The 25,490-nt window shown below is 69.2% G+C and carries 28 protein-coding genes; 20 read left to right on the plus strand and 8 right to left on the minus strand.

Annotation, left to right across the window (positions count from 1 at the left end):
* The 3 genes from VGV06_05575 to VGV06_05585 form a co-directional block, all read left to right on the plus strand.
* The coding region (locus tag VGV06_05575) for a thiamine phosphate synthase (GenBank protein ID HEV2054629.1) at positions 1 to 540 on the plus strand (540 nt) is incomplete at its 5' end.
* Entirely contained in the window at positions 540 to 1,694 is a 1,155-nt protein-coding gene (gene thiO, locus VGV06_05580; GenBank protein HEV2054630.1) for a glycine oxidase ThiO, read from the plus strand. The genes VGV06_05575 and thiO, both read left to right, overlap by 1 nt.
* Positions 1,678 to 3,012: an amidohydrolase gene (locus VGV06_05585; protein ID HEV2054631.1), complete on the plus strand. Its 1,335-nt coding sequence runs from the start codon at positions 1,678 to 1,680 to the stop codon at positions 3,010 to 3,012. The genes thiO and VGV06_05585 overlap by 17 nt, the downstream gene beginning before the upstream one ends.
* Before the next feature lie 584 nt (positions 3,013 to 3,596).
* Here VGV06_05585 and VGV06_05590 read toward each other — a convergent pair.
* Both VGV06_05590 and VGV06_05595 read right to left on the minus strand, forming a co-directional pair.
* Positions 3,597 to 3,890 (minus strand): MoaD/ThiS family protein, encoded by a 294-nt coding sequence (locus VGV06_05590; GenBank protein ID HEV2054632.1) that lies wholly within the window; start codon positions 3,888 to 3,890, stop codon positions 3,597 to 3,599.
* The gene (locus VGV06_05595; GenBank protein HEV2054633.1) at positions 3,890 to 5,032 is read right to left on the minus strand and encodes a glycosyl hydrolase; all 1,143 of its coding nucleotides are present in this window, start codon (positions 5,030 to 5,032) and stop codon (positions 3,890 to 3,892) included. Before VGV06_05595 ends, VGV06_05590 begins: the two co-directional genes overlap by 1 nt.
* Positions 5,033 to 5,059: 27 nt before the next feature.
* Between VGV06_05595 and VGV06_05600 the strand changes: the two genes are divergently transcribed.
* From VGV06_05600 to VGV06_05635, 8 genes are all read left to right on the plus strand, one after another.
* Entirely contained in the window at positions 5,060 to 5,866 is an 807-nt protein-coding gene (locus VGV06_05600; protein HEV2054634.1) for a cobalamin-binding protein, read from the plus strand.
* A gap of 157 nt (positions 5,867 to 6,023) precedes the next feature.
* On the plus strand, positions 6,024 to 7,499 hold the full coding sequence (tldD, locus tag VGV06_05605; GenBank protein ID HEV2054635.1) for a metalloprotease TldD: 1,476 nt from the start codon (positions 6,024 to 6,026) through the stop codon (positions 7,497 to 7,499).
* Between the two features lies 1 nt (position 7,500).
* Positions 7,501 to 8,835, plus strand: a complete 1,335-nt coding sequence (locus tag VGV06_05610) for a TldD/PmbA family protein (GenBank protein ID HEV2054636.1) — start codon at positions 7,501 to 7,503, stop codon at positions 8,833 to 8,835.
* Positions 8,836 to 9,621, plus strand: coding sequence for a TatD family hydrolase (locus VGV06_05615; protein HEV2054637.1), 786 nt, complete (start codon positions 8,836 to 8,838; stop codon positions 9,619 to 9,621). It begins immediately after the preceding gene.
* Entirely contained in the window at positions 9,612 to 10,337 is a 726-nt protein-coding gene (locus VGV06_05620) for an alpha/beta fold hydrolase (GenBank protein ID HEV2054638.1), read from the plus strand. The genes VGV06_05615 and VGV06_05620 overlap by 10 nt, the downstream gene beginning before the upstream one ends.
* On the plus strand, positions 10,334 to 11,482 hold the full coding sequence (locus VGV06_05625; protein HEV2054639.1) for a M20/M25/M40 family metallo-hydrolase: 1,149 nt from the start codon (positions 10,334 to 10,336) through the stop codon (positions 11,480 to 11,482). The genes VGV06_05620 and VGV06_05625 overlap by 4 nt, the downstream gene beginning before the upstream one ends.
* A gap of 62 nt (positions 11,483 to 11,544) precedes the next feature.
* A complete protein-coding gene (locus tag VGV06_05630) occupies positions 11,545 to 12,261 on the plus strand; it encodes an alpha/beta fold hydrolase (GenBank protein ID HEV2054640.1) in 717 nt (238 codons plus the stop codon).
* A complete protein-coding gene (locus VGV06_05635) occupies positions 12,240 to 13,049 on the plus strand; it encodes an SDR family oxidoreductase (GenBank protein ID HEV2054641.1) in 810 nt (269 codons plus the stop codon). The genes VGV06_05630 and VGV06_05635 overlap by 22 nt, the downstream gene beginning before the upstream one ends.
* A 7-nt stretch (positions 13,050 to 13,056) precedes the next feature.
* Here VGV06_05635 and VGV06_05640 read toward each other — a convergent pair whose 3' ends face one another.
* The 4 genes from VGV06_05640 to VGV06_05655 are packed head-to-tail and all read right to left on the minus strand — an operon-like array spanning position 13,057 to position 16,851.
* On the minus strand, positions 13,057 to 13,734 hold the full coding sequence (locus VGV06_05640) for a hypothetical protein (GenBank protein HEV2054642.1): 678 nt from the start codon (positions 13,732 to 13,734) through the stop codon (positions 13,057 to 13,059).
* A gap of 2 nt (positions 13,735 to 13,736) precedes the next feature.
* The gene (gene tcuA, locus VGV06_05645; GenBank protein HEV2054643.1) at positions 13,737 to 15,224 is read right to left on the minus strand and encodes an FAD-dependent tricarballylate dehydrogenase TcuA; all 1,488 of its coding nucleotides are present in this window, start codon (positions 15,222 to 15,224) and stop codon (positions 13,737 to 13,739) included.
* A gap of 13 nt (positions 15,225 to 15,237) precedes the next feature.
* Positions 15,238 to 16,026: an undecaprenyl-diphosphate phosphatase gene (locus VGV06_05650; protein ID HEV2054644.1), complete on the minus strand. Its 789-nt coding sequence runs from the start codon at positions 16,024 to 16,026 to the stop codon at positions 15,238 to 15,240.
* Positions 16,027 to 16,032: 6 nt separating this feature from the next.
* Positions 16,033 to 16,851 (minus strand): SDR family oxidoreductase, encoded by an 819-nt coding sequence (locus VGV06_05655; GenBank protein ID HEV2054645.1) that lies wholly within the window; start codon positions 16,849 to 16,851, stop codon positions 16,033 to 16,035.
* An 88-nt stretch (positions 16,852 to 16,939) separates the two neighbouring features.
* On the opposite strand from VGV06_05655, the gene VGV06_05660 reads away from it, so the two are divergent.
* Genes VGV06_05660 through VGV06_05680 form a run of 5 tightly spaced genes read left to right on the plus strand, consistent with a single transcriptional unit; the run spans position 16,940 to position 21,249 of the window.
* Positions 16,940 to 17,671 carry a molybdopterin-binding protein gene (locus tag VGV06_05660; GenBank protein HEV2054646.1) on the plus strand — a complete coding sequence of 244 codons (732 nt, stop codon included), beginning with the start codon at positions 16,940 to 16,942 and terminating at the stop codon, positions 17,669 to 17,671.
* Between the two features lie 60 nt (positions 17,672 to 17,731).
* Positions 17,732 to 18,202, plus strand: coding sequence for a hypothetical protein (locus tag VGV06_05665; protein ID HEV2054647.1), 471 nt, complete (start codon positions 17,732 to 17,734; stop codon positions 18,200 to 18,202).
* Between the two features lie 10 nt (positions 18,203 to 18,212).
* On the plus strand, positions 18,213 to 18,905 hold the full coding sequence (locus tag VGV06_05670) for a class I SAM-dependent methyltransferase (GenBank protein HEV2054648.1): 693 nt from the start codon (positions 18,213 to 18,215) through the stop codon (positions 18,903 to 18,905).
* A complete protein-coding gene (locus VGV06_05675) occupies positions 18,902 to 19,699 on the plus strand; it encodes a glycosyltransferase family 2 protein (protein HEV2054649.1) in 798 nt (265 codons plus the stop codon). The genes VGV06_05670 and VGV06_05675 overlap by 4 nt, the downstream gene beginning before the upstream one ends.
* On the plus strand, positions 19,696 to 21,249 hold the full coding sequence (locus VGV06_05680) for a DUF2079 domain-containing protein (GenBank protein HEV2054650.1): 1,554 nt from the start codon (positions 19,696 to 19,698) through the stop codon (positions 21,247 to 21,249). Before VGV06_05675 ends, VGV06_05680 begins: the two co-directional genes overlap by 4 nt.
* Before the next feature lie 36 nt (positions 21,250 to 21,285).
* On the opposite strand, the gene VGV06_05685 is transcribed toward VGV06_05680, so the two are convergent.
* Complete coding sequence (locus VGV06_05685) at positions 21,286 to 21,711, minus strand: nuclear transport factor 2 family protein (protein ID HEV2054651.1); 426 nt, start codon at positions 21,709 to 21,711, stop codon at positions 21,286 to 21,288.
* Complete coding sequence (locus tag VGV06_05690; protein HEV2054652.1) at positions 21,699 to 22,058, minus strand: Rieske 2Fe-2S domain-containing protein; 360 nt, start codon at positions 22,056 to 22,058, stop codon at positions 21,699 to 21,701. The genes VGV06_05685 and VGV06_05690 overlap by 13 nt, the downstream gene beginning before the upstream one ends.
* 219 nt (positions 22,059 to 22,277) lie before the next feature.
* Here VGV06_05690 and VGV06_05695 point away from each other — a divergent pair, with 219 nt between their 5' ends.
* From VGV06_05695 to VGV06_05710, 4 genes are read left to right on the plus strand one after another with little or no spacing between them, the layout of a single operon-like run.
* The gene (locus tag VGV06_05695; GenBank protein ID HEV2054653.1) at positions 22,278 to 23,213 is read left to right on the plus strand and encodes an ABC transporter ATP-binding protein; all 936 of its coding nucleotides are present in this window, start codon (positions 22,278 to 22,280) and stop codon (positions 23,211 to 23,213) included.
* The gene (locus VGV06_05700) at positions 23,197 to 24,033 is read left to right on the plus strand and encodes an ABC transporter permease (GenBank protein HEV2054654.1); all 837 of its coding nucleotides are present in this window, start codon (positions 23,197 to 23,199) and stop codon (positions 24,031 to 24,033) included. Before VGV06_05695 ends, VGV06_05700 begins: the two co-directional genes overlap by 17 nt.
* Before the next feature lie 4 nt (positions 24,034 to 24,037).
* A complete protein-coding gene (locus VGV06_05705) occupies positions 24,038 to 24,709 on the plus strand; it encodes an RraA family protein (protein ID HEV2054655.1) in 672 nt (223 codons plus the stop codon).
* Positions 24,710 to 25,408 carry a high-affinity nickel-transport family protein gene (locus VGV06_05710; GenBank protein ID HEV2054656.1) on the plus strand — a complete coding sequence of 233 codons (699 nt, stop codon included), beginning with the start codon at positions 24,710 to 24,712 and terminating at the stop codon, positions 25,406 to 25,408.
* The last annotated feature ends 82 nt before the right edge of the window (positions 25,409 to 25,490 follow it).

Here is a 25,490-nt window from a genome sequence, read left to right on the forward strand (position 1 = left end):
AAGGCAGTCCAGCTGCGGGAGAAGGATTTGGCCGCACGGGATCTACTCTCGGTGGCGAGCGGGCTGCGAGAGTCGACCCGGCGTCACGGGGCCCGGCTCTTCGTCAATGATCGGGCCGATGTCGCGCTCGCCGTGGGCGCCGACGGCGTCCAGCGCGCGGGCACCTCGCTCCCCGTGTCCGCGCTCCGCGCTATCTGCCCCCCCATCGGCCCCCCCGGCTTTCTCATCGGCGCGTCCGTCCACTCGGTGGCCGAGGCGCGGGCGGCAGAGCCCGAAGGCGCCGACTTTCTCCTCTTCGGGCCCGTGTACGACACGCCCTCCAAGCGTGAGTACGGGCCGCCGCAGGGGCTGTCAGCCCTCGAACGCGTTGCCTCCGGCGTGCGCCTGCCTGTCTTCGCCGTGGGCGGAGTGACACCCGCGCGCGTTGCCGAGGTGGTCCGGGCCGGCGCCTCGGGCGTCGCCGTCATCGCGGCCATCCTCGGGACCGCGCGCCCCGCCGATGCCGTCAAGGCGTTCCTCGACGCGCTGGGACGAGCCTGATGCCGCCATCCGTTATCGTCGTCGGCGGCGGGATCATCGGCTGCGCGACGGCCTACGATCTCGCCAAGGCCGGCTGTCGGGTGACGCTCTTCGAGCGCGCCACGCCGGGCGCCGAGGCCTCGAGCGCCGCTGCCGGCCTGCTCGCTCCCGTCGGCGAGACCAAACGCTCCGGCCCTTTCCAGAAGCTCGCGCTGGACAGCTGGGCGCGCTACCCCGACATCGCGCGCGAGCTGCGCGACGTCACGGGCGTGGACGTCGAGCACATGACGACGGGCACGCTCTACCCCATCTTCGGCCGCGAGGGGCTGGTGGAGGCGCACGAGCAGACGCGCTTCCCGCTCGCCAAGGAGATGGGGATGCGGGTCGTCGAGGGCACGGAGCTCCGCGACATGGAGCCGTGGCTCTCGCCGGAGATTCCCGCGGCGCTCTTTGTGCGCGGCGACCACTGGGTGAACAACCAGCGCCTCGTCACGGCGTATGCCACAGCGGCGGCCGGCCGGGGAGTCGAGATCCGCACCGGCGTCGAAGTGACCCAGCTCACCGCCGAGGGCAGCCGCGTGACCGGCGTGGTCGCGGCAGGGGAGCGTGTCGAGGCCGAGCGCGTCCTTCTGGCGGCCGGCGCCTGGTCGGGCCCTCTCGCCGCGTCTCTCGGCCTTCATCTGCCTATCGTGCCCGTGCGCGGCCAGATGATGGCGGTCAGCAACGTTCCGCCGCTCCTCCGTCACGCCGTTCACGGCCACCAGGGGTATCTCACGCCGCGGCCTTCCGGCGAGCTGCTGATCGGCGCCACGGTGGAGCACGTCGGCTTCGAGCGCGCCATGACGCCCGAGGGCCTGGCGCATCTGGTCAATGGCGCCATCGCGGTGCTGCCGGAGCTGCGGCGCCGGCCCGTCACGCGCACCTGGTGCGGCTTCAGGCCCGGCACACCCGACGACATGCCGGTGTTGGGCCCCTGGCCGGGCGTCGAGGGCCTCTTCATCGCGAGCGGGCACTACCGAAATGGCATCCTGCTGGCGCCGGCCACCGCCGCGCTCATGACGCAGGCGATCCTGGGCGGCGGCATCTCAGACTTGATCAAGCCCTTCCTTCCAGACCGACTACTCGACGGGCCAGACCGACTACTCGACAGGAGCCCTCATGCCCACACGCGATGACGTCAAGCGCGCCGTCTGCGAGACCATCGACCGCCAGAGCGAGAAGATCGTCAAGGTCGGCGAGACGATCAGGAAGAGCCCGGAGCTGGGCTTCAAGGAGTTCAAGACCGCGCGGCTGGTCGAGGAGACCATGCGCGAGATCGGGCTCGAGCCCAAGGGTGGGCTCGCCCTCACCGGCGTGCGTGCCGTGGCGCGCGGCAAGACGGACTGGCCGACCTTTGCCCTGCTGGGCGAGCTGGACGGGCTCGTCGTGGCAGGACACCCGGTCGCCGATCCACAGACGGGCGCGGCCCATGCGTGCGGTCACAACGCGCAAATCGCCGGGCTGCTGGGAGCCGCGATGGGGCTCATCGGGGCGAAGGCCTTCGAGCATCTGGCGGGACGCGTGGTCTTCTTCGCCGTGCCCGCCGAGGAGTATGGCGACGTCGCGTGGCGCGTCGAGCAAGCGAGGGCGGGGAAGCTCGAGTTCCTGGGAGGCAAGCCGGAGCTGCTGCGGCTCGGCCACTTCGACGACGTGGACATGGCCATGATGATCCACACAACGCCGGTGAAGGAGGTCAAGAAGGCCGGCATCGCCGCCTCGAACAACGGCTGCATCGTCAAGACCGTGCGCTATATCGGCCGCGCCTCTCACGCCGGCGGTGCGCCCCACCTCGGGATCAACGCGCTCTACGCCGCGCAGATCGGCCTCGCGGCCATCAACGCGATCCGCGAGACCTTCAGAGACGAGGACTCGATCCGCGTCCATCCGATCATCATCCACGGCGGCAGCCAGGTGAACGTGATTCCGGCCGACGTGCGCATCGAGACGTACGTGCGCGGCAAGACCGTCGAGGCGATCCTGGACGCCAACGTGCGCGTGGACCGCGCGCTCAAGGCGGGCGCGCTCGCGCTGGGCGCCCAGGTCGAGATCGAGACCTTGCCCGGATATCTCCCGCTCTTCAACCACGCCGGGATGGCGCAACACTTCAAGACCAATGCGGCGGCGCTCCTGGGCGCCGATCAGGTGACCGAGACGGGGCACCGCAGTGGCTCCACCGACATGGGCGACATCTCGCACGTGATACCGACGCTGCATCCATACATGGGTGGCGCCTCCGGCAGCGGTCACGGCGCCGACTTCGCGATCGCGGATCCGAAGCTCGCCTACATCGAGCCAGCGAAGCAGCTCGCCCTCATGGCCGTGGACATGCTGTGGGACGACGCCAAGGCGGCCAAGGAGATCATCCGCGAGTTCAAGCCGCGCATGACCAAGGAGGCCTACCTGACCTTCCAGCGCGGCATCGCCAAGACCGAGCTCTTCGACGGCGCGAAGTAGGGAATGGACCGGATCTTCGCCGAATGACACGCGGCCCCGTGGGCAACCATGCTGTCCCTGACCCCCTGACTGCGCGGTTCCGCATAACACGGTCCTCGCCTACTCACCGGCGTGGTCTCGGTGTCGGTATGTGGAGGCCATTTCCGTCGGAAAACCCACATGCCCTGTGGCTCTTATACCTCAGCACGCGCTGGGTGACCGCCTCTCCATGGTTCTGTCCAACTAGCGTTCGGCTGTAATGACTCTTGAGGGGGCGAGCATGATCTGGACGGCTTGGAATAACGGAATCCACCGGAGGTCAGGCGCTGGCTACGGCTTCAAGGTACCTGCGGAGGACCGCGACCGTTACTTCAGGCGGGATTGGCACACCGTAACGGTGGAGGTGCAGGAGGGTAGGGGTGTCTTGGCGGTTGAGGTGAACGTCGCCAAGGACTCGTTTTGGGGTGCCGAGTGCCGCGAGCTGATCGACGAGAAGATTGGCCGGTGGCTGCGCGGCTCCGGATATGCCCCGTGGCCCCGCGGAGCTCCGCCGCGGTTCGAGGTCGAGGCCGCCGGAGATCGACGATTCATCGTGAAGCGGCGAGTCACGCCGAACAAGCCGCTTCAGGGGACCGGCGCCGTCCGCCGCTGAGCGACTGGAGGATGTGGACCTCCTGGCTTGGGCGCACCGGCTGGTCGAGGTCCGGGGCCGCTTCGGTGCCGACGTAGATGCGCATGTGAGGGCGGACGCGGTCCTGCTCGTCCACGATGCGGCGGCGGATGCCGGGAAAACGGCGGTCCAGATCGGCCAGCATCTCGGCGACGGTGGCGCCTGTGCCCTCGACCTCGCCGCGCCCGCCCGTGTAGGAGTAAAGGGGCGAGGCGATAAAGACGCGCATCAGCCGAGCGAGGCGGCCTGGACGGTGTAGATCTCGGGCAGGTGGCGGGCCAAGCAGCGCCAGCGCTTCCCTTCGTCCGTGCTCATCCAGATCTCGCCGCTCGTAGTCCCGAAGTAGAGCCCGAGCGGCTCGCCACCGTCGTCGTCGAAGGCCTGGCGCTTGATGGTGAGCCAGGCGTCGCGCATCGGCAGGCCGGCGTCCTGGCGCTCCCAGCTCTTGCCCGCGTTCCGCGAGCGGTAGACGGCGGGCTTGCCTCCGGGGCTCGTCCGCGGCCACACCGTCGTCCCGTCCATCGGGATGACCCAGAGCGTGTCGGGATCGCGGGGATGCAGCACGAGCGGGAATCCGATATCGCCCACCGTCTTCGGCATGTTCATACCGATGCGCGTCCAGACGTCGCCGGGCCGGTCGAGGCGGTAGATGCCGCAGTGGTTCTGCTGGTAGAGCCGGTCCGGCTTGAGCGGGTGAAGGGCCATGATGTGCGGGTCGTGGCCGATCTCGGGGTCTTTGTCTGGTAGGAAGGTGGCGGCGACCCCGCTGTTGAGCGCGCGCCACGACGCCCCGCCGTCGAGGCTCTCGAAGGAGCCGCCCCCGGAGAGGCCGACATAGAGATGGGCCGGGTCGCGCGGGTCCACCAGGATCGAGTGCGTCACCGCGCCGTCCGGCGTGTCCTGTCCGATCGTGCCGATGCGCGCCACCAGATCGCGGTTGAAGCCCTCGATGCCGCTCCACGTGACGCCGCCGTCCTGGGAGCGGAAGAGCCCGTGCGGTGACGTCCCGGCCCACCAAAGTCCCGGCTGGGAGGGAAGCCCGGGCGAGAGCCAGAAGGTGTGATCCACGGCCCGCCCGCGTTGACCCTCTGGAGCCTTGGCGAAGGCCGGCGGCAGCGATGCTTCCGTCCACGTGCGGCCGCGGTCGGTCGAGCGCATGATCACCGGACCAAGATGGCCCGTGCGGGTGGCCATCAGCATCGTGTGGTTGTCGCGGGGATCCAGCACCAGGTGGTGGACGATGCAGCCGAGGAGGTGCGGCCCATTCAGCCGCCACGTCCGGCGCGACGGATCGCCGTGGAAGAGGAAGGCGCCCTTGCGGGTGCCGATCATCAGCAGTGTGCGGCGCTTGGAACGCTTGAGCCCAGCCATAGGCCTTCTTTGATATCTTAAGTTGCCATGTACGGCAAGGGGTCGGCCGGCTTCCCTCAGCGCATCGTGTGTCTCTCCTCCGAGCACGTGGAGATCTGCTACGCGCTTGGTGCAGGGGAGCGCGTCGTCGGCGTGCCCGGCACGGCGCACAGGCCTCCCGAGGCGCGGGAGAAGCCGAAGATCGGCGGCTTCACGAGCTTCCGCGCCGACAAGATCCTGGAGCTCGAGCCCGACGTCGTGCTGGCCTTCTCGGACCTCCAGGCGGACATCAGCGCCGAGTTGATCCGCGCCGGGCTGCCCGTCTTCTGCTCCAACCCGCGCTCGATGGACGAGATCCTCGCCACCATCATCATGGTGGGCGGGCTGCTGGGGCTCGAGAAGCCCGCGCGCGATCTCGTCCAGGACATGCAGGACGAGATCCGGCAGGTGCGGGAGTTCTCCGCCGTCTGGCCCGACAGGCCCCGCGTCTACTTCGAGGAGTGGCACGACCCGCTGATCGCGGGGATCCGGTGGGTCTCGGAGGTCATCGAGATCGCCGGCGGGCGCGACATCTTCTCCGAGCTGCGGGACAAGGCCTCGGCCAAGGACCGGGTGGTGGATCCCGGCGAGGTCGCCCGCCGGAACCCCCAGATCATCCTCGCCTCATGGTGCGGCAAGCCGGTGGACCTGGAGGCGATCCGGAAACGCCCCGGGTGGGAGGCGGTGAGCGCCGTCAAGGAAGGCCGTATCCATGAGGTGGACGGGGCTGATATCCTATCTCCAGGGCCATCGGTGCTGGCGGGGCTCAGGCTTATCCACGAGATCATCCAGCATGGGCTGGGGGGAGTAGCGTAGCTCCTCAACTGTAGCCTTCGCTCCCACGGCCTAAGTAGCTGGAACTGTAGCTCCGGTTCACATCCTGATAGTGAATTTGGTGACGTGGCAATGGTGTCATTAAACATGGAAGGCCCCTTGGAGGCCGATGCTAGGATGAGAACCCTTCGCGTACCCCATGACCACTAATAAGCTCGCGCGGCCGGAGCGGTTCTTCGAGGACAGGTTCGGTCTCACGTCCTCGGCCCTCGAACGGCTCTTGGGATCTCACCTGGCCGGCCGCGTCGACCACGCAGACCTCTTCCTCGAGTACCGCGTCAGCGAGGAGCTGACCCTCGAAGAGGGCGCGGTCAAGAAGGCTTCGCGCCACGTCAGCCAGGGCGCCGGCATCCGCGCCCAATCGGGCGAGCGCACTGGCTACGCCCACACCGACGACCTCGCGCTTCCCAATCTCGAAGAAGCCGCCCGGCAGGCGCGCGCCATCGCGGATCAGACGTCCGCGTCGACCGCCGTGGCCATCGGGCCCGGCCGCCCGCACGACCTCTACACGCTTGCCGAGCCGCCCGTCAACGCCGCGCTGGACCGGAAGGTCGCTCTGCTCCTCAAGATGGACGCGGCGGCCCGCGCCCTCGACCCGCGCGTCAAGCAGGTCATCGCGAGCCTCGGCAGCGAGGACGTGGTCGTCTTGATCGCGACACCCTCCGGCTGGACGGTGGGCGATGTGCGCCCGCTGACACGGCTGAACGTCACCGTGATCGTGGAGGAGAACGGCAAGCGCGAGATCGGCACCTATGGCGGCGGCGGGCGCGTGCCGTTTGATTTCTTCCTTGAAGCGGACCGCGGGGAAGCGGACCGCGGGGAAGCGGACCGCTGGCGCCGTTACACCTCCGAGGCGGTCAGGCAGGCCACGATCAAGCTCCACGCCGTCGAGGCGCCGGCGGGCGAGATGACCGTGGTGCTCGGCCCGGGCTGGCCGGGGATTCTCCTCCACGAGGCCGTGGGGCATGGGCTCGAGGGAGACTTCAATCGCAAGCAGACTTCGGCCTTCTCGGGGCGCATGGGCCAGAAGGTCGCGTCTGAGCTCGTCACGGTGATCGACGACGGCACCATCGCCAACCGGCGCGGCTCGCTCAACGTGGACGACGAGGGTATCCCGACGCGGCGAAACGTCCTCATCGAGAAGGGCGTCCTCGTCGGCTACATGCAGGACAGGCTCAACGCCCGCCTCATGGGCGGGGAGCCCACGGGCAACGGCCGGCGCGAGTCCTACGCGCACCAGCCGATGCCGCGCATGACGAACACCTTCATGCTGGCAGGCCAGGACGACCCCGCCGACATCATCCGCTCGGTGCCCCACGGCCTCTACGCCGTCAACTTCGGCGGGGGACAGGTGGACATCACCAACGGCAAGTTCGTCTTCTCGGCCAGCGAGGCCTACCTGATCGAAGACGGCAAGGTGACACGGCCGGTCAAGGGCGCGACGCTCATCGGCAGCGGGCCCGAGGCGCTCACGCGCGTGAGCCGCGTCGGCCACGATCTCAAGCTCGACGAGGGTGTCGGCACCTGCGGCAAGGACGGCCAGTCGGTGCCGGTGGGTGTCGGGCTGCCGACGATCAGGATCGACGGCATCACGGTGGGCGGCACCCAGGTCTAGAATGCTCGATCTCCTCGGCGATGTCCTGAAGCGGGCGCGGGAGCGAGGAGCGACGGCGGCCGACGCGTTCCTGGTGGAAGACAGGGCGTTCTCGGCCCAGGTCAGGCTCGGGCGGGTGGACACGGTCAAGCACGCCCGGGAGCAGCACCTCTCGCTTCGCGTCTTTTCCGGCAAATCCGCCGCCGCCGCCTCGACGTCGGACTTCTCACGGACTTCCGTCGAGCGCCTGGTGGACGAAGCGGTGTCGCTCTCGCGGATCACGGCTCCCGACGAGCTGAGCGGGTTGCCCGAGGCGAGCGGGCTCGCGCGGGAGATTCCGGCCCTCGACCTCGACGACCCCACGGGCCACGATCTCTCGCCTGAGGAGAAGATCGATCTCGCCCGGCGCTGCGAGGCCGCGGCGCTCGGGGCCGATCCGCGCATCACGAACTCCGAGGGCGGTGATTTCGCTGATCGCCGCGCCCGCTACGCCTACGCCGCGAGCCACGGCTTCGCAGCCGAGTACGGGACGTCGTCCTTCAGCCTCTCGGCCTCGCCCGTCGCCTCGGAGAACGGGCACATGCAGCGCGACGGCTGGTATCACGTCACGCGCAAGCGCGCCCGCCTCGACTCGCCCGAGGAGATCGGCAAGACGGCAGCCCGCCGCGCGCTGCGGCGCTTGGGCGCCCGGCAGGTCAAGACCGCCCGGGTGCCCGTCGTTTTCGATCCGGAGATGGCGGCGAGCCTCGTGCGGCATGTCGCCGGCGCCGTCGCGGGCCCGTCGCTCTACCGCGGCGCCTCCTTCCTCCTCGACAAGCTTGGCCAGCAGATCGCCGCGCCCGGCGTCACGATCATCGACGACGGGACCATTTCCGGAGGCCTCGGCTCGCGGCCCTTCGACGGCGAGGGGCTCCCGGTGCTGCGCACGGTCGTCGTCGACAAGGGAGTGCTGACTTCGTACCTCCTCGACACGTACAGCGGCCGCAAGCTTGGCATGGCCTCGACGCATCACGCCGCGCGGGACGGCAGCGGCGTCACCGTCGGCACGACGAACCTCTACCTCGCGAAGGGCGCGGCCGACCCGAAGGACCTCATCGGGAGCGTCAAGCAGGGTCTCTACGTCACGGAGCTGATCGGCTTCGGCGTCAACGGCGTCACCGGGGACTACTCGCGCGGCGCCGTCGGCATGTGGATCGACAACGGCGAGCTGGCGTACCCGGTCGAGGAGATCACGATCGCGGGCAACCTGCTCGACATGCTCCGCGCCATCGAAGGCGTGGGCAACGACCTCGTCTTCCGCGACCGCACAGCTGCGCCCACCGTGCTGGTCGGGCGCATGACGGTGGCGGGAGCATAGATGATCATCGACAGCCACTGCCACCTGCACGACCCTGCGTTCGAAGACCTTCGCGGCGCGCTCGCCCGCGCGGCGGAGCACGGCGTCTGGGGCGCCGTCGCGGTCGGCTGCGACAAGCAGACGAACGCGCGCACCATCGAGGCCGCGATCGGGAACGCCAAGACCGTCTGGCCCGCGATGGGCTTCCACCCGGACTGGGTCCAGTTGGGCGACCAGGACCTCGAGCAGGTCGAGGCGCAGGTGGTGGCGGACCACTCGCGCCTGGTCGCGCTCGGCGAGGTCGGGCTGCCGTGGTACTGCCTCGAGGGCGCGACGGACGCCGCGGGGTTCATGACGCGCGGCCGTCAGCGGCTCAACCGGCTCCTCGCGCTTGCCGAGCGTTACGACCTGCCGGTCATCGTGCACGCTCCTCACGGCGCCGCAGTGGGCGCGCTCGCGGCGCTCAAGGCCCGGGGCATCGAGCGCGCCGTCTTCCACTGGCACAAGGCGCCGGCCGACGTGACCCGCGACATCGTGGATGCCGGGTATTTCGTGTCTGTGACGCCCGAGGTGGTCTATCGCGAGCGGGACCGTGCGCTGGTCGAGGCCGTGCCCCTCGAATCGCTCCTCGTCGAAAGCGACGGGCCGTGGCCCTACGAGGGCGAGTTCGCGGGGGTGCCGTCCGGGCCCTGGCTCGTCTCGCGGGTGGCCGAAGAGGTCGCCAAGATCAAAGGCCTGCCGGTCGACGAGGTCACGTACCAGATTTCGGCCAACACTTGTCAACTCTTCGACCTCGTATGCTCCTGACCGTCGAGCGCTTCAGCTTGAAAGTCGGCGGCGTCGACGTGGTCGGTGTGCTGCACCTGCCGCCGTCCGGCCCGGCTCCCTGCGTCGTCGCCTGTCACGGCATGGGCGCCTCCAAGGACAGCGACAAGTACCTGCTGCTGGGCCGCGACTTCCCTGAGGCGGGCCTGGCGCTCGCGCGCTTCGATTTCCGCGGCAGTGGCGACTCGGGCGGTCTCTACCGTGACGCGACCATCGCTTCGCGAATCGCCGACCTCGAGGCCGTGCTCGAGCATCTGGCGCGGGAACCGGCCCTCGACGGGCGCTTCGGGCTGCTGGGCTCGAGCCTGGGCGGCTTCGTCTCTCTCTGGGTCGCCTCGCGCCACCGCCGCGTCATGCCCGTCGTGACCTGGAATGCTCCCGCGAACCTCGCCTCACTGGCGGCATCTCCGTGCGCCGACGTCACGTCGCCGGGGGCGGCGCTGGTCGCCGAGGTTCGCGCGGGTCGCCACGTGGACGCGCCGGCCGGGCCGAGTCATGTCCTGGTGGTGCAGGGTCAGGCCGACGACGTGGTACCTCCCGGCCACGCGGAGATCCTCTTCGAGCGCGCGAGAGAGCCGCGGGAGCTGTGCCTCCTGCCTGGCGCGGACCACCGCTTCTCCGATCCGCTCCACCGGCTCGACGCCGTCAAGCGCAGCCGCGACTGGTTCACGCGCCACCTTCATGGGGAGCCCGCATGATCGACCCGGCGCGAATGAAGGACGAGTTCCTCGCGTTAGCTGGGATCTCCAGCCTGTCGCGCCGCGAGGGCGCTATCGCGCGCCGGCTCGAGAGCATTCTCAAGGGCATGGGCGCCTCGGTCGAGGTGGACGACGCGGGCGAGAAGATCGGCGGCGAGACGGGCAATCTCCTGGCGCGCTTCACCGGCACCAAAGCTGGGGCGCCGCCCTTTCTCCTCTCGGCCCACATGGACACCGTGGGGCCGGCGGAGAAGATCCACCTCGTGGTCGAGGGTGACATCGTGCGCACCGACCACACCACGGTGTTGGGAGGCGACGACAAGGCCGGCATCGTCGCGATCTTCGAGGCCATTCGGGTTTTGCGCGAGCGCAACATCCCGCACGGCGACATCGAGGTGGTGCTGAGCATCTGCGAGGAGACGGGACTGCTGGGCGCCAAGCATTTCGACACGGGCCGGATCCGCGCGAAGCGCGGGCTGGTGCTCGACGTGGACGGCGTGTGCGAGCTGATCACGCGGGCCCCGGCGGCCAATCGACTCTCGTTCACGGTGACGGGGCTCGAGGCGCACGCAGGCGTCTGCCCCGAGCGCGGCATGTCGGCCATCCAGATCGCGAGCGAGGCCATCGCCGGCATGAAGCTCGGGCGCGTGGACGAGGAGACGACGGCCAACCTGGGCGTGATTCAGGGCGGGCTCTCGACCAACATCGTCCCGACGCGGGTCGTCATCCACGGCGAGGCGCGGAGTCTCGACGGCGCAAAGCTCGAAGCCCAGACGCAGCACATGCGGGGACGCTTCGAGGAGGCCGTCGCGCGCCACTCGGTCCGCCTTGAGCAGAACGAACACCAGGCGCGCGTGGAGATCAAGGTGGAGCGACAGTACGAGCGGCTCGACATTGCGGATAGCGCGGCAGTGGTGATGCTGGTCGCGGGCGCGGCGCGCGGCCTTGGGCGAGCCTTCAAGACGCGCGCGACGGGAGGCGCCTCTGATGCCAACGTCTACGCGACGCGCGGCATCGAGGTCGCCAACCTCGGCTGCGGCATGCGGGACATCCACACCGTGAACGAGTGGGTTGACCTCAAGGACCTCCACACCACCGCCTCCATCGTGCTGGAGACGGTGCGCCTGAACGCCGTCTCGCCATAGAACAGATCGGCGACCTCCTCCTCGAGCACGCGACGCCCGCCGGGCCGCCGCGCCCGTGTCCCTTGCTCCTCGTCCACGGCATGCACGGGGGCAGCTGGTATCTGCGCTCGTGGCTCTACGCGGCCGCGCACGCGGGCTGGGACGCTTGGGCTCTCAACCTCCGCGGCCATCACGGCAGCCGGCCGGTTCCGAATCTCGGCCGGGTTTCCGTACTCGACTACGTCGAAGACGTCCACGACTGCTTGCGGACGCTGCGCGAGGCCGTCGTCATCGGCCACTCCATGGGCGGCCTCGTGACGCAGAAGGCCGCGGAGGGAGGGAGGGTGCGCGCCGCGGTGTTCGCGACGAGCGCCGCGCCCAAGGGCATCCGCATCGTGACGTGGCCACTCTTGTCGCGCATGCCGCGCTACGCCGTGCCCATCCTCACGAGCCGGCCCTTCACGATCGGCCCGGATGACGCCGCCGCGCTCCTCGGCAACCGCATGACGCCGGAGCAACAGGCGTGGGCGTACCCGCAGCTGGTGCCCGAGTCGGGCCGCGCCGCGCGCGAGATGGCGCTGGGCGGCGTCGCGGTGGACCCGGCCGGCATCCGCTGCCCGACGCTTGTGCTGGGCGCGGAGCATGACCGCATCACGCCGGCGTCCGTCGAGCGGAAGATCGCCGCGCGCTACGGGTCGGAGTACATCGAGGCGGCCGGACACGCCCACATGCTGATGCTGGAGGAAGGCTGGGAGCGGCCGTTCGGCGAGGTCCTGTCATGGCTCGCCCGCGTCGCCTGAGACGGCGTCATCCAGCCTCCGGCCCCGTCGCGCTCTCGGGTCGGGTCGCCCTCGTCACCGGCGCGGCGCGCGGCATCGGGCGCGCCATCGCGCTCGCGCTGGCGCGTGAGGGCGCCGACATCGCCTGCGCCGATCTCCTACCGGCGGAGGACACGGCCCGTGCCGTCCGCGCCCTGGGCCGCCGGGCGATCGCGCTCCGGGTGGACATCGGCCGGGCGGCCCACGCGCGGCGCATGGTCGCCGACACGGCGCGCCGCCTTGGCGGCCTCGACATCCTCGTCAACAATGCCGGCATCGCCCACCGCGATTCCCTCGAGGGCACGAGCGAGAAGACCTGGGACCGCGTGGTGGACGTGGTCCTGAAGGGGACCTTCCTCTGCTGCCAGGCCGCCGCGCCCGTGATGCGCCGCCGGGGCGGCGGCAAGATCGTCAACATCTCGTCGCTCTCCGGTCTCATCGGCGGCGTCCTGTCGAAGCGCCCGCGGGCGGGCTCGAGGCGCGGCGGCAGAACCGGTCCGGCCTATGCCGCCGCCAAGGGCGGGGTGATCGCGCTGACCAAATGGCTCGCCAAGGACCTCGGCGCCGACGGGATCTACGTGAACGCGGTCGCCCCCGCCGGAGTGGAATCGGCGATGACCAAGGGCTTCAGATACAAAGTCGCCCACTTTCCCGTCGCCCGCATGGGACAGCCGCAGGACGTCGGCGAAGCCGTCGTCTACCTCGCCTCAGACGCCTCCAACTACGTCACCGGCCAGGCGCTGATCCTCGACGGCGGCGGCCTGACCTAGCAGCCTGCTACGTGCGGGCGTGGCTGAGCTGGATGATCGACGCCGCGTGGCCGAGCCACGCCAGCGGCACGAGGAAGCCGGGGAGCAGGATGTAGGGCCAGTAGGCGATGAAGGTCACCGGCGGGTCGGTAACGAAGACGCGGAGGGGGGACGGCGTGGAGAGCTGGGCGTGGACCACGACGTTCAGCAGGATCAGGATCCCCGCCACGTTCCACCAGAGCGCCACCCGCGGCGACCATGTCCTGCGCACGAAGCAGAGATAGCCGACCGGGATCGCCGTCAGCCCCACCAGGATGTCCACGTTGCGCCCCTCGAAGGTCATGATCGCAGGTGCCCGGTGCTGGATGTAGAGGAGCCAGAGGATCAGCTCCATCACGACGCGGAAGGACTGCGCGTAGATCGGCCACTGGGGCGGCGTGCGGGCCAGGAGCTCGCGCGCTCCCGCCGAATGGAGGAAGAGGAGGCCCGCCACGAGCGGCAGGATCAGCGCCGGGAGTATGCGGGGCGGCAGGCTGCGGAAGTTGGTGAAGTAGCCCCCGAGGCTCAAGTAGCCGAGCAGCGCGACCCACGCCGTGATGACGAGCATGGCGCGGCCGGGGTGCCGCGCGGGAGTCAGCCACCAGGAGAGCGCGCCGAAGAGCAGGGCGACCTGCGCCAGAAAGAGAAGGTCGGTGAAGCGCTCCACCTCTAGCGGGCCTTCGCGCCCATGTCGGCGGCCGCGGACTCGCCCGCCGTCTTGCCGAAGACCGAGCCCGCCATGAGCCCGGCCCCGCCCGGGTAGTTGTGGTAGAAGAGCCCGCCGACGAGCTCGCCCGCGGCGTAGAGCCCGCGGATCGGCCGGTCCTCGATGTCCTGCACCTGCCCGCGGAGATCCACGCGCAGCCCCCCGAAGGTGAAGGTGATCCCGCACGTGACGCTGAAGCCGACGTACGGGGGCGTGTCGAGCTTCTGCGCCCAGTTGCTCTTGGGCGGGGTGATGCCGCGCGTTCCCTTGCCGTCGAGGATGGCGGGATTGAACGGCTTGTCTTCCACCGCGGCGTTGAACTCCGTCACCGTGCGGACGAGCACCTGCGGGTCGATCTCGAGCTTCCGGGCCAGCTCTTCGATCGTTGGGGCCTCGGCCTTGGTCATTTCTCGGATGCGGTATTCTTCGCGCAGGATGGGCACGGTCTTCTGGTCGAAGATCTGGAAGGCCGTCTGCTGTGGCTCCCTGATGACCGCCTGGCCGTACTTGACGTAGGTGAAGTTTCGGAAGTCCGCCCCTTCGTCCACGAAGCGCTGGCCAAGCGTGTTGACCATGATCCCCAGCGGGTAGGAGTGCTTCTGGAACAGGTCGCCGACCTTGCGGTCGCCGAAGGCCGGCGCGTTGAGGTCCCACTGGACGGCGTGGCAGGAGGACCAATGCCCATAGGCCTGGGCGCCGATGTCGAGCGCCATCCTGATGCCTTCGCCCGTGTTGTGACGCGTGCCGCGCACGCGGGCCAGGTCCCAGTTGGGACCGAGGTAGCGCGTCCGCCATTCGGGGTTGGCCTCGAAGCCGCCGCAACCGAGGATGACGGCGCGCGCGGGGATCTCGGCGATGCCCTTAGGCGAGCGGACGACCACGCCGGTGACGGCGCCCACCGAGTCGGTGAGGAGGCTCCGCACCCCGTGCTCGTAGCGCACGTCGATGCCGACCTTGGCGGCCCGCTCGAGGAGCATTTCCACGAGGCCGGCTCCGCCGCCGACTGCCTCCACGTTGAGCCCACCCCAGAAGTGGTGCTTGCCCTCGACCTGGTAGGACTGCCGCGCGAACATGAGGATCCAGCGTATGCCCTGGCTGCGCATCCAGACGATGGTCGGGCGCGAGCGCTGGACCAGGAACTCCGCCATGTCGATGTCCGAGCGCCCCTCGGTCACCCGCATGAGGTCGTCGTAGAACTGGTTCTCGGCGTAAGGCGGCACGACGATGGCGCGCGCCTCTTCCTCCGAGATTTCCGGCAGGACGTCCCGCCGCAGGTCCTCGAGGCCCTGGTGGGCGAAGCGGAAGCCGCCGGCGGTGAAGAAGGAGTTGCCGCCGCGCTGGGACTCGGGCGCCTTCTCGAGCACGAGCACCGAAGCGCCGGCTTCGCGCGCCGCGAGCGCCGCGCAGAGCGCGGCATTGCCGGTCCCGGCGACCACGAGATCATGGGTCATGTCTCTGGCTCCTTCAGACGGGTCGTGTAAACATCGCGAGGCCGAGGGCGATGCGGTACCAACCGAAGACCGCGAAGCTGTGGGTCTGGATCCACCGTACGAGCCAGCGCACGACGAGGAAGGCGGTGACGGCCGACACGAGGGTGCCAAGCGCCAAGAGGGCCCAGTCGGTGGCCGCCGCGCCTGGGTGTCTCAGCGCCTGGTAGGTCTCGAGTGCGCCGGCGGCCAGGAGTGTGGGCACGCCGACCAGGAAGGAGAACTCTGTCGCGGCCGGGCGACTCAGGCCTAACGCGAGCGCAATCAGGATGGTGGCTGCGGAGCGGGACGTGCCGGGGAAGATGGCTGCTAAGAGCTGGGCGAGCCCCACCGCCACTGCCATCAGCCACGTGATGTGCGAGCCCAGCCGCCGGCCGCGCAGCGCCCGCTCGATAAGTAGAATCACGACACCGCCGACGAGGGTTGCCCAGGCGATCGGAGCCGTCTCCTTGGGGAGCCTGAAGCCCAACTTCTTGACGACGAGGCCACCGGCGCCCGTGATGACGAAGGCCAGGACGAGCTTGAGCAGGTAGTCTCGATTGATGGGGTCGTCCAGCAGGAGCAGGAGGTGGCGGACGCGGGTAGAGAAGACGAACAGCACCGCGACGGCTGCGCCGGACTGGATCGTGATGTTGAAGAGATCGGACTGCTGGGGCAGCCAGTGGGCGTTCTCCACCAGCAGCAGGTGACCCGTCGACGAGATGGGGAGAAACTCGGTGATGCCCTCGATGACGCCCAGGATGATGACTGCGAACCAATCGGGCACGGGGCGTCAGCCGACGATCTCTTCGCCGCCGTCCACGCCGATCACGTTGCCGGTCATCCAGTACGTGTCGGAGTGGGAGAAGATGACGATGGCGCGGGCGACGTCTTCCACCGTGGTGAGGCGCCCGCTCGGGTTCCGGCGTCCCGCATGTTCCTTGATCGCGTCGCTCCCCGGGATCTTCCGCAGCGCGGGCGTGTCCGTGACGCCCGCGCGGATCGAGTTGGCCGTGATGCCACGCGGGGCAAGCTCGGCCGCCAGCTGCCTGATGTTGGATTCGAGCGCGGCCTTCGCCGCCGACACCGGCCCGTAGAAGGGGAGGACCCGCGCGCCGCCCGCCGAGGTCATGGCGTAGATCCTGCCGCCCCGGCCCATGAGGCCGCGGCCCACCAGCTCCTGGGCCCAGTAGATCAGGCTGTGGGCCATGACGTCGAGGGTCATGTCCATCTGCGCCTTGGTGACGGCATCCTTCATGGGGTCCGCGACAAAGAGCTTGAGCGTGCCGAAAGCCAGCGAGTGGAGCATCACGCGGACCTGCCCGAGCTCGTCGCGCTCGTGCAGGATGCGCTCCATCTCGCCCGCGACCTCGGCGCGCTTCTCTTCGTCGGCCGCGTTGACGTTGTAGAAGTGCGCTTCGCGGCCGAGGGTCTTGATGTCGGCCGCGAGGCGCTCGGCGTTGGGCAGGGTCGACTTGCGATCGAGGTGCACGCCGAAGATGTTGAGGCCGGCCCGGGCCAGGGCCAGGCTCGTCGCCGCGCCGAAGCCCGAGGAGGCGCCCAGCACGAGCGCCCAGCCGCTCAGCCTGATCGGTTCCGCGGTTGCCGTCATCGTGCGGTCTCCTTGTGGGTCGAGGTGCGCGAGCATTCTACCATCTCGGGTAAAGGCGACGGAGGTCCCGTGCTACCATGGGCGGGCGATGGGTCGGACGGCCGGCATCATCCTCATCGGCAACGAGCTTCTTTCGGGCAAGGTGGCGGACGCCAACGCCGTGTACCTCTGCCGCGAGCTCCGCGCGCTCGGCGTCGACGTCCGGCGCATCGTCGTGATCCCTGACGAAGTCGAGCGGATCGCGGCCGAGGTCAGTGAGTTCAGCCGCGGCTTCGACGTGGTCTTCACCTCGGGCGGGGTGGGGCCGACCCACGACGACGTCACCATCGAAGGCGTGGCGCGCGCCTTCGGGGTGCCCGTGGTCCGCGACCCTGGCATGGTGGCAGCGCTCGAGGGCTTCTACGGAGGCCACCTCAACCCCGCGCGGGTGAGAATGGCGGAGATCCCCGAGGGCGCCGATCCCATGACGGCGGACGGCCTCGTCTTTCCGGCTGTGGTCATGAAGAACGTGTACGTGCTCCCCGGCGTGCCCGAGCTCTTCAGGAAAAAGTTCGATGGGCTCAAGGAGCGCTTCCGCGACGTGCCCTTCCACCTGGCGAGCGTCTTCGTCAGCGTGGGCGAGGGCTCGCTGGCCGAGCACCTGAACGGTCTCCTCGAGCGTCACCCCGAGCTCCTGCTGGGGTCCTATCCGGAGTTCTCCAACCCCGAGTACAGAGTCAAGGTCACGCTCGAGTCCAAGGACCGCGCGTACATGGAGCGGGCGCTGGACGACCTCCTCGGACGCCTGCCGCCATCCACGGTCGTCAAGGTCCAAAAGTAGGGGCGGAGCAGGCAGACATCGAATGCCGGGCGGTCGCGGCGCCGGTGCTATTCTGTCGTCATGGGCAAGGATTCGGTCGGGTTCGAGACCGCATACCGGATCGCGGCGATCATTTGCGGCGCCATGGCGGCGAGCACCGTGCTCTACGCCCTGGTCGTGGCGGTGATCAGCGTTTCCCGGGCTCCGTTCGCGGGCTTTGCCCCCTCCGCCCAGCCCTCGATCCTCCGGACTGCGCTGTGGACGATGGCGCTGGTCGAGGCGGGGCTGATCGGGCTCGTGCGACGGGCTCTCCTGGCCCGGTCGCGGTCCGAGGGCGCCGCGGCGCAGGCGCGCCGGCTCATCACCACCGCCGTGGTCACCGCCGCGTTGGCCGAGGTGCCGGCGATTCTCGGCCTCGTGCTCTTCATGCTGTCGGGACTCCGCGGAGATTTCTACGCGCTCCTGGCGCTCTCGCTGGCGCTGCAGGCCGTCTACTTTCCGAGGCTCGATGGCTGGCGCGAGTTGGCCGCGGAGCCCGCGTCCGGGTCGTGAGGCCCGCGCGATGACCGCATGGCCCTATCAGCTCAAGTCGGACCCGTATTCGAGCCATGCCGTCATCCTCCGCCGGCTGGGTCAGGGGCGGGGACGCCGGGCGCTCGACGTCGGGGCCGCCGACGGTTTTCTCTCCGAGCTCCTCACGCGTCAGGGCTGGCAAGTCAGCGCCCTCGAGCGCGACCCAGCCCAGGCTGCGAAGGCGCGCGGGAGATGCCACGAGGTGATCGTGGCCGACCTCGACCAGGCGGCGCCGCGGCTCCAGGGCACCTTCGACGCGATCGTCTACGGGGACGTGCTGGAGCATCTGAACGATCCGCTGCCCGTCCTGGTGGCGCTGAACCGGGCGCTTGCGGCCGACGGGCGGGTGATCGTGTCGGTGCCCAACGTGGCGCACCTCTGGGTCAGGCTGTCGCTCCTGCTCGGGCGCTGGGACTACGCGGACCGCGGCATCCTCGACCGCACGCACCTGCGCTTCTTCACCCGGCGGAGCTTCGGAGCGTTTCTCCGCGACGCCGGGCTCAGCGTGGAGGAGATGCTCGCCACGCCCGTGCCCCTGCCGCTCGTCGTCCCGCCTCGGCTCCACGGCCCGGTCCTCGACGCCGTGCACGCGCTCTCCGCCGGCGCCGCGCGGGCCTGGAAAGGCGGGCTCGCCTACCAGCTCGTCGCCGTGTGCCGGCGGGCCTCGCCGGAAGCGCGATGACGATGCAGCCGAAGGTCGTGGTGGTCATGCCCGCGTACAACGCGGGGCGCACGCTCAAGCTGACCTACGAGGAGCTGCCCAAGGAGTCGGTCAATCTGGTCATCCTGGTGGACGACGGCTCCAAGGACCAGACGCTCGAGATCGCGCGCGAGCTCGGGCTCGAGATCTTCGTCCACGACAGGAACTACGGCTACGGCGCCAACCAGAAGACCTGCTACACGGAGGCGCTCAAGGCCGGGGCGGACATCGTCGTCATGGTCCACCCCGACTACCAGTACGACCCGACGCTCGTGCCCAAGATGATCGAGCCCATCGTGAAGGGCGACGCCGACCTCGTGCTGGGCTCGCGGCTCAAGGGCGGGGGCTCGGCCATCGCGCAGGGGATGCCCTGGTGGAAGTACATCTCGAACCGCTTCCTCACGGAAGTCGAGAACGTCTCTTTCGGACTGGCGCTGTCCGAGTACCACACGGGCTACCGGGCCTTCAGCCGCGAGGTGCTCGAGGCCGTGAACTTCCGGATGAACTCGGACGGGTTTGTCTTCGACCAGGAGATCATCGCCCAGTGCGTGGCGGCGCGCTTCCGCATCGCGGAGATCGTCGTGCCCGTGCGCTACTTCCCGGAAGCCTCGTCGGCCGGCTTCCTCGCCTCCTGCGGCTACGGGCTCAAGATCCTCTGGGTCGTGACGCGCTACCTGCTGGACCGCTTCGGGCTCAAGCGCTCACGGCGGCTGCAGACCTTGCGCGGGCGGTACAGCCGGCTCGGTCCGGGGGCCGGGACGTCGCCTCGAAGTTGAGACTGCTCCGTATTCTCGACGCGGCCGCCGTCCTCTGCGGCCTGGCCGTCCTCTCCTCGTTCGTCTACTGGTGGTGGCGCCCCGAGGAGCTCTTCCTCGTGTTGCTGGGCGTGCTTGCCGTCAGATTCGTCGTTGGGCCGGTTCCGGTGCTGTCCCTTCGGCCCCGCCGGGTGGTCGCCGCCGGCATCGTCCTCTACGCGGCCCTCTTCTCCTTCATTACCGTCAGCCGGCACCTGACGCTCCAGACTCATGCGCTCGACCTCGGCTACTACGTCCAGCTGACCTGGAACCTTGCGCTCGGCGCCGGCCCCTACGTCAGCCTGCCCGAGATGCACGCGTGGGGCGATCACTTTTCGCCGATCCTGTACCTCCTGGTGCCGCTCTTCCGCGTGGCGCCCGGGGCGGTCGCGCTCCTGGTGTTCCAGTCGGCGGCGCTGGCGTTAGGGGCGCTCGCCGTGTTCGGGATCGCGGCACGTCGGCTGGGTGACGAGCGACCGGCGGCGGTGTTTGCCATTCTCTATCTCTTGAACCCGTCGCTTCAAAGCATCAACGTGCGCGACTTCCACACCGCCGCCCTCGCGATCCCGCTGCTCTTGGCGGCCATCTACTTCGCCGAGACCGAGCGGCCGTGGCTGTTCGCGGCCTCCGTGCTGCTCACGCTGGCGACCCGCGAGGATGCGGCGATTCCCGTGGTGGGCCTGGGGATCTGGCTCGCGCTGTCGAAGCGCCGCCGGCTCTGGGGCGCCGCCACCGCCGCCTGCGCCTTCGCGCTCCTGCTGGTGGACACGCGGTGGCTCATGCCCTACTTCCGCGGGGCGCCGTACCCTCATCTCGGACGCTACAGCCATCTCGGCTCCACCGTGCCCGAGATCGTGACGGCGCTGCTGCTGCATCCCTTCCGCGCGCTGGCGGGGCTCGTGACCGGAAAGCGGCTCGTCTATCTCGGGGCGCTCTTTGCTCCGCTGGCCTTTCTGCCTCTGCTGGCGCCAGGGCTGCTCCTCGGGCTGGCTCCTTCGCTCTTCGAGAACCTCCTGGGACAGGACGCGATCCTTTTCGACCACCGCACCCAGTACCAGTCCTTCGTGCTGCCGTTTCTCTCCGCGGCGGCCATAGCCGGCTACGACCGCGTGGCGTTGAGACGGCCGGGGCCGTGGCCGAAGGGGGTGCTGGTCGTCGCCCTGATGGCGAGCCTCGTGCTGTCGTCGAGGACCGTGAACAACTTGTCGGTTGACCGCTTCTGGCCGAAGCCCGAGCACCGTCACGCGTGGGAAGTGATCGCGCAGGTGCCGGCAAGCGCCGCGGTGTCGGCCCAGGACCGCTATGTCGCCCACCTGTCGCTGAGGCCTCTCGTCTTCGTATTCCCGGAGCGGCTGGACAAGGCCGATCATCTCCTCCTCAACGCGTCGAGCTATCCCTGGCGGAGCAATCCCGGCGTGACGATGAAGCGGGACGGGGACACGGTGGCCATCACGAACGGCGCGGGAGGACCCACGTACCGCTACAGCGTGGCCGTCGAGAAGGGCCCGCACCTGCTCCTTCGGCGTCTGTAGGCGCCTTTAGCCCTCTCCCTGTCGTCCCTCTCCCTATCATCCCTCTCCCTCGGGCTCACTCATGAGGATGTGGGAGGCGTGGTGGAGCACCATGCGCCAACGGGTGCCCCGCCGCTCGTAGACGTTGGTCGCCAGCACGGCGGTGACCGAGATGTTGCCCTGCGACTGGGAGAGGATGTTCTCGGTGGCCGTCACCCAGGCGAGGCCGCCCTCGACCTGGATCTGGACGTCGGAGAGTGTGAAGCGCAGCTCGCGGCTGTCCTTGAAGATGGCGGCCCAGGATTGGCGCACGGTGTCCCAGCCGCTGAGCAGGCCCCAGCCCGGATGGACGCAGCGGACGTAGTCGGCGTGCAGCCACACCGCATCCATCGCGTCGAGATCCCGGCTTTCGATGGCGCGGTAGAAGCGCGCGTTCGTTTCCTCGATCTCGGTCGCTTCTTCTTCAGGCGTCAGCTCGGGCATCGCACCACCAGCGAGGACCCGTTCGCCTCCACGGGCAGGCGCTCGAGCTTCGCGCCGGGGCAGGGGCCCTCGACGCAGAGGCCGGTATGGCGCTCGAAGATGGCGCCGTGTGTCGAGCAGATGAGGTGGCGACCGTCCTCGGTGAGGAACTCGTTGGGCCAGAGGTCGAGCGGCGTGCCGGCGTGGGGACAGCGGTTGACGTAGGCGTGGTAGACGCCGCCCGTATTAATGATGAAGGCCTCGACGGGCTTGCCGCACCGGAACAGGCGGAACTTCGCCGTCTGCCCGGGGGCGAGAGTGTCGGCGGCGCAGCTCCAGGCGCTGGGCTCCTCGGCGGCGGACTCCACGGGTCGGTTCTACCAGAACAGTCGCGGCTCTTCAACGCGCGGCCCCGTTCCGGTACTGGGCCAAGTTGCGAGCCAGACGAGGCCCGAGGGAGCCAGTGACGCGAAACGTACGTGGGTGTACGTTGAGCGTCGCTGGCGACCGAGAACGAAGTATGGGGAAGCAAATTGGCCCAGTACCCCCGTTCCCGGTCGCCGCCGGCATGGTACGATTATCGGCCTATGCTCGCCGTAGACGCAAAAGATCTTACCAAGACGTTCCGGAGCGGCTGGTTCGGGCGCCGGCGCAAGGAGGCGCTCCGCGGCGCGAGCCTCCAGGTGCCGAGCGGGGCGATCTTTGGCCTGCTCGGGCCGAACGGCGCGGGCAAGACGACGCTGCTCTCGATCCTGGCGACCCTGCTCCTGCCGGACTCGGGTTCCGCGACCATACTCGGCCATGACGTGGTCCGGGAGGCGGGCGCCATACGCCGGCGGCTGAACATGGCGAGCGGCAACGCCTCCTTCGTATGGAGCCTGCGTCCGCCCGAGGTCCTGAGCTTCTACGGCGGCCTCTACGGTCTCTCGGGCCGCCGGCTGCGAATGAAGGTCGACCAGCTCATCGAGCAGTGCGAGCTCGGACCGTATGCCAAGACCGAGTACAACGCGCTCTCGACCGGGCTCAAACAGCGGCTGGCGATGGCCAAGGCGCTGCTCAACGATCCGGAGGTGCTGTTCCTCGACGAGCCGACGCTAGGTCTCGACCCTGACGTCTCGATCCGCTTGCGCGCCCAGATCGCCGCGCTCCGGCGCGAGCGGGGCACGACGATCATCCTGACGACCCACTACATGCGGGAGGCCGAAGAGCTCTGCGACGAGATCGCATTCATCAAGGCGGGGCGCATCCTGGCGCAGGGTACGGCGGACGAGCTCAAGCGCCAGATCCGCATCGGCGACGTCATCTCGCTGCGGCTCGATCCCGCGGCGCCGCGCGGGTTGAGCAACCTGCCGGGCATTCTGCAAGTGCATCCGCGTGGCGAGCACATCGACTGCACGGTGGACGCCGTGGACAAGCGGCTGCCCGAGATCCTCCGCTGGCTCCACGAGCAGGGGGTGCTGGTCCGCGACTGCCAGGTGCACGAGCCCGAGCTCGAGGAGGTCTTCGTTGAGCTCGCCCGCTGACGTGGTGGTGAGGGAGCGCGTGCCGGAGACCTGGTTCGTCGAGGTGGTGCGGACCTGGGCCTTCGCCCACCGCAACGTCATCATGGCCAGGCGGAACGTCTTCTTCGTCTTCGAGCTGACGTTCTGGCCTGGCGTGGCCATGCTCTCACACGGTCTCCTGACGCGCTTCCTGGCGCTCGACGCGAAGATGACGGCCTTCATTCTCGTCGGCACGGTGGCGCTCTCGACCGTGCAGGTCTGCCAGCTCGACGTCGCCTACGCGGTCCTCTTCGACATCTGGTCCAAGTCCATGAAGCACCAGTTCCTCGCGCCCATCGGCATCCGCCACATGGCGGTGGGGTCGTGGCTGGTGGGCGTGGCTCGCGGCGTGACGGTCTTCGCGCTGATGGCCGTGATCGGCTCCTGGGCCTTCGGCTTCGACTTCGTGGGCGCCGGGCCGGGCTCGCTCGCGCTCTTCCTCTTGGGCTGCTGTCTCTGCTCGCTGATCATCGGACTCTTCGTCTGTAGCCTGGTCCTGCTCTTCGGGACGCGCGCCGAGACCTCGGCCTGGGCGGCGGTGAACTTCACGGTCATGTTCTCGGGCATCTACTACCCGGTCTCCGTGCTGCCCGTCTGGGCGCAGGCTGTCGCCGCGGGCATACCGCTGACCTATTTCCTCGACGCCTTCCGCCAGGGCTACGGCTTCGAGGCGCAGTTCACCCATGCCTGGCTCAAGGGCTTTCTGCTGACCGGCTTCTACGTCGTGCTCGCGCACTGGGCGCTGGCCTCGGCCATCACCCGCGCGCGGCGCACCGGGCTTCTCCTCAAACTCTCGGAGTGACGCCATGACCGAACCCGCGCAGGCCATACGACTGGAGTTCCCGCGCCCCGATTCCGAGATCGTGAAGGGCTTCCAGGGGCTCGCGACCACGGCGATCTCGGACATCATCGATCTCGGGTGCGTGATGCGCTACGCCATCCACCCGCTCTGGCCCGACATGCCGCGCATCGCGGGGCCGGCCTTCACGGTACGGACGGCGCACCATGACAACCTCATGCTCCACGCGGCCATCTACCGAGCGGAGCCGGGCGACGTGATCGTGGTGGAGGCGGGGGACGATTCGCTGGCGGTCGCCGGCGGGAACGTCTGCGCCATTGCGCAGAAGCGCGGCGTCGCCGGCTTCATCGTGGACGGCGTCATCCGCGACATCGGGGAAAGTCGCGCCAACGGCTTCCCGCTCTTCGCCCGTGGGCGCTCGCCCATTCCGGCCGCGAAGGAGGGGCCCGGCGAGATCAACCACCCGATTCGCTGCGGCGGGGTTGTGGTCCATCCGGGCGACATCGTCGTCGCCGACGATGAAGGCATCGTCGTGGTGCCGCTCGCCAGGGCGCCGGAGGTGCTGAAGAAAGCGCAGGCCAAGGGCGAGGCCGACTCCAAGCTGAGCCTCGACGCCTGGGAGAAGAACCATCGCGCCAAGGTGGACGCCACGCTCAAGGCCAAGGGGTATCTCGGCTAGATGGACTCGAGCCTGGGCGCGATCGCGCTGGGCTTCGTCTTCGGGCTTCAGCACGCCACCGACGCCGACCACGTCGTGGCGGTGGCGAGCATCGTGAGCCGGACGGGCCGCTTCGCCTCGGGCGCGCTCGTCGGCGCCTTCTGGGGGCTCGGCCACACGGTCACCATCGCCGCGGCCGGGATGGCCATCGTGCTCTTCAACGTGACAGTGACCCCGAGGGCCGGGCTGTCGATGGAGCTCGCTGTGGCCTTCATGTTGATGGCGCTGGGCGTGGCCCGGATCGTGAGGCTGATGCGTGACCGGGATGAGAGGCCGGGGCAGTCGGCGGACGGGCACGGGCACGGCGCGCCGGGGTTCTGGTTGGTGCTCCGGACCTTGGGGCCGGCGCAGGCAGCCCGCTCGACTCTCACGGGCCTCGTCCACGGCCTGGCGGGGAGCGCCGCTGTCGCGCTGCTGGTGCTCTCGACGGTGCGGAGCCCCTATGCGGCCGTGGTGTACCTGCTCGTGTTTGGGCTGGGGACCATCGCCGGCATGACCGCGATCACCGCGCTCCTCTCGGTGCCGTTCACGGCGCGCCTGCCCATCCTGTTTCGCTTCCGCCGCGCGCTCGCCTTGGGGACGGGCCTGCTCTCGCTCGGATTCGGGCTCTACCTCGCCGTCCACATCGGCTTCGTGGACGGGCTCCTGCTCGGCCGCTAGCAGGCCGGCGAGAAGTGTCCAGATGCGAGGCGGCGCCCGAAGGGCCGCACGCGAGGCGTACTCCTGTACGTTGAGCGTGCGG

The sequence above is a fragment of the Candidatus Methylomirabilota bacterium genome (assembly GCA_035936835.1).
Classification (GTDB): domain Bacteria; phylum Methylomirabilota; class Methylomirabilia; order Rokubacteriales; family CSP1-6; genus AR37.

Excerpts from the sequence above, each read along its gene's own strand:
- thiO (HEV2054630.1), top strand. The coding sequence starts at position 540 with ATGCCGCCATCCGTTATCGTCGTCGGCGGCGGGATCATCGGCTGCGCG.
- VGV06_05585 (HEV2054631.1), top strand. The coding sequence starts at position 1,678 with ATGCCCACACGCGATGACGTCAAGCGCGCCGTCTGCGAGACCATCGAC.
- VGV06_05590 (HEV2054632.1), bottom strand. The coding sequence starts at position 3,890 with ATGCGCGTCTTTATCGCCTCGCCCCTTTACTCCTACACGGGCGGGCGC.
- VGV06_05595 (HEV2054633.1), bottom strand. The coding sequence starts at position 5,032 with ATGGCTGGGCTCAAGCGTTCCAAGCGCCGCACACTGCTGATGATCGGC.
- VGV06_05600 (HEV2054634.1), top strand. The coding sequence starts at position 5,060 with ATGTACGGCAAGGGGTCGGCCGGCTTCCCTCAGCGCATCGTGTGTCTC.
- tldD (HEV2054635.1), top strand. The coding sequence starts at position 6,024 with ATGACCACTAATAAGCTCGCGCGGCCGGAGCGGTTCTTCGAGGACAGG.
- VGV06_05610 (HEV2054636.1), top strand. The coding sequence starts at position 7,501 with ATGCTCGATCTCCTCGGCGATGTCCTGAAGCGGGCGCGGGAGCGAGGA.
- VGV06_05615 (HEV2054637.1), top strand. The coding sequence starts at position 8,836 with ATGATCATCGACAGCCACTGCCACCTGCACGACCCTGCGTTCGAAGAC.
- VGV06_05620 (HEV2054638.1), top strand. The coding sequence starts at position 9,612 with ATGCTCCTGACCGTCGAGCGCTTCAGCTTGAAAGTCGGCGGCGTCGAC.
- VGV06_05625 (HEV2054639.1), top strand. The coding sequence starts at position 10,334 with ATGATCGACCCGGCGCGAATGAAGGACGAGTTCCTCGCGTTAGCTGGG.
- VGV06_05635 (HEV2054641.1), top strand. The coding sequence starts at position 12,240 with ATGGCTCGCCCGCGTCGCCTGAGACGGCGTCATCCAGCCTCCGGCCCC.
- tcuA (HEV2054643.1), bottom strand. The coding sequence starts at position 15,224 with ATGACCCATGATCTCGTGGTCGCCGGGACCGGCAATGCCGCGCTCTGC.
- VGV06_05655 (HEV2054645.1), bottom strand. The coding sequence starts at position 16,851 with ATGACGGCAACCGCGGAACCGATCAGGCTGAGCGGCTGGGCGCTCGTG.
- VGV06_05660 (HEV2054646.1), top strand. The coding sequence starts at position 16,940 with ATGGGTCGGACGGCCGGCATCATCCTCATCGGCAACGAGCTTCTTTCG.
- VGV06_05665 (HEV2054647.1), top strand. The coding sequence starts at position 17,732 with ATGGGCAAGGATTCGGTCGGGTTCGAGACCGCATACCGGATCGCGGCG.
- VGV06_05670 (HEV2054648.1), top strand. The coding sequence starts at position 18,213 with ATGACCGCATGGCCCTATCAGCTCAAGTCGGACCCGTATTCGAGCCAT.
- VGV06_05675 (HEV2054649.1), top strand. The coding sequence starts at position 18,902 with ATGACGATGCAGCCGAAGGTCGTGGTGGTCATGCCCGCGTACAACGCG.
- VGV06_05685 (HEV2054651.1), bottom strand. The coding sequence starts at position 21,711 with ATGCCCGAGCTGACGCCTGAAGAAGAAGCGACCGAGATCGAGGAAACG.
- VGV06_05695 (HEV2054653.1), top strand. The coding sequence starts at position 22,278 with ATGCTCGCCGTAGACGCAAAAGATCTTACCAAGACGTTCCGGAGCGGC.
- VGV06_05705 (HEV2054655.1), top strand. The coding sequence starts at position 24,038 with ATGACCGAACCCGCGCAGGCCATACGACTGGAGTTCCCGCGCCCCGAT.
- VGV06_05710 (HEV2054656.1), top strand. The coding sequence starts at position 24,710 with ATGGACTCGAGCCTGGGCGCGATCGCGCTGGGCTTCGTCTTCGGGCTT.